This is a genomic window from Streptomyces sparsus (assembly GCF_054776295.1).
Genome location: NZ_BAAHCA010000978.1, coordinates 1 through 1736 on the forward strand (window position 1 = coordinate 1; position 1736 = coordinate 1736).

Consider the following 1736-nt stretch of genomic DNA (forward strand, 5'->3'; position numbering starts at 1 on the left):
GGGGGCTGCTCGGCCGGGTCGTCGCCGGGGCGGGCGTGCCCGGGGTCGGCGGTCTCGACGCGGGCGCGCTCCAGTTTGGAGCTGTGCGGGGCGGGTCGGAGGCCTGCCGCGAGCAGCCGCTCCTCGACGGTGTCGAGCAGGTCCGGGGTGCCGCTGACGAGTTCCACCTCGGTCTCGGTCCAGCTCGCGGTGCGGCCGGAGGCCTGGTGCTTCGCCCGGACCTCGTCGACGGCCACCTCGGCGAGCGTGCTGCCGTTGGCGTCGTGGAGCAAGGTGACGGTCCGGCGGGTGCGCAGTCGCATCACGGGTTCCAGTGCGTGGCCGCGCACCCGGGAGCGGACCAGGCCGGTGAGGACGGCGGGCGGTTCCGCCTGGTCGGGGACCTGGACCTCCTCGCGCACGCCGGGTTCGAGCGGCAGTTTGAGGTGCCAGCCGGCGTCGTGGCCGCCGCTGCGGCGGCGCAGGGTGATGCCGTCGGCGGCGAGCCTGCGGTCCCGGGTGTCGTAGTAGAGGGCGTCGAGGGCGGTGCTGCCCTGGTCCGTGGTGCCGGCCACTCCGGCGAGGTCGGCCAGCTCCGCCCGAGGAACCTCCCGGCCCGCCTCGGCTTGGTACTTGCGCTCGGTCTCCCGCACCACTGCCACCATGAGGGGACCGTAGTTGCGGGCCGGGACGCTCGCAACAGCACCGTGGCACGCGGTCCCGGCCGGTGGGCGGGGAGGGCCGCGTGGCCGGCCCGGGCCGGTACTCGGCGGGCCGGGTGGTTGCGCCGGTCGGGTCCGCTGCCGGGCAGGGCGGCGCACCCTGTTCGCATAATGACACCTATGTCTGCTTTGGGGAGTTATGCCGGGAGTGCGGCCGTCAGCGGCCTGCCGCTGGAGGTGTTCGATCCGGCGCCGGTGGCGGTGGCGGCGTGCCGTGGCGAGGACCTGGTGCTGGTGTACACCAACGAGGTCTACCGGCGGACCTTCGGCGACCGGCCGCTGGGGGTGTCGGTCCGCGAGTCGTTCGTCGACCTCGCCGAGCGCGACTACCTGGACCTGCTCGACCGGGTGCTGCGCCGGGGCACGCCGGAGACGGTCGCCGCGGCACCGGTGACGGTCCGCTACGCGCACGGCGGTGTCCAGCAGCGCTTCTTCTCCTTCAGCGTCACCCGGGTGCCGTTGGACCCGCATGAGAACGGGCTGCTCTGCGTCGCCCTGGAGGTGACCGGGCACGTCACCGAGGTGGAGCGGGCCCGCGGGCTCGCCGAGGAGCGGCGGCGGGTGCTGCGCCGCTACGAGTCGCTGGTGGCGGCCGGCACCCAGAAGGTGTGGGTGGCCGGCCCGGCCGGCCGGGTGGTCGAGCGGAGCGACGCGTGGCAGCGGCAGACCGGGCAGTCGTGGGAGGACGTCCGCGGGCACGGTTGGCTCGACGCGGCCCACCCCGAGGACCGGGCCGGTCTGGCCGCGGCGTGGCTTCGGGCGGTCGCGGAGGTGCCGGACCTGTTCACCTACGGCTTCCGGATGCGGCGTGCCGACGGGACGTACCGGCACTGCGACGTGCGGGCGGTGCCGGTTCGCGAGGGAGGGGAGGTACTGGAGTGGATGGGTGCCTGCGTCGACGTGGAGGAGCGGTGGCAGCGGGAGCGGCGCGAGGGGCTGCTGGGGCGGGCGGCGAGCGCGGTCGCGGAGTCACCGGACGCGCCGGAGGCGTTCGGCGCGCTCAGCCGCCTGGTGGTGCCGGAGCTGGCCGACGAG

Annotated in this window: 2 protein-coding genes; one reads left to right on the forward strand and one right to left on the reverse strand. The window is 75.3% G+C overall.

The features are described from left to right. Positions 1-644: CYTH domain-containing protein (locus ACYVE9_RS25525; protein ID WP_461030255.1), on the reverse strand; the 644-nt coding region annotated here is incomplete at its 3' end. 177 nt (positions 645-821) lie between these two features. Here ACYVE9_RS25525 and ACYVE9_RS25530 point away from each other — a divergent pair. Continuing rightward, a partial coding sequence (locus ACYVE9_RS25530) for a PAS domain-containing protein (protein WP_461030256.1) occupies positions 822-1736 on the forward strand: 915 nt, incomplete at its 3' end.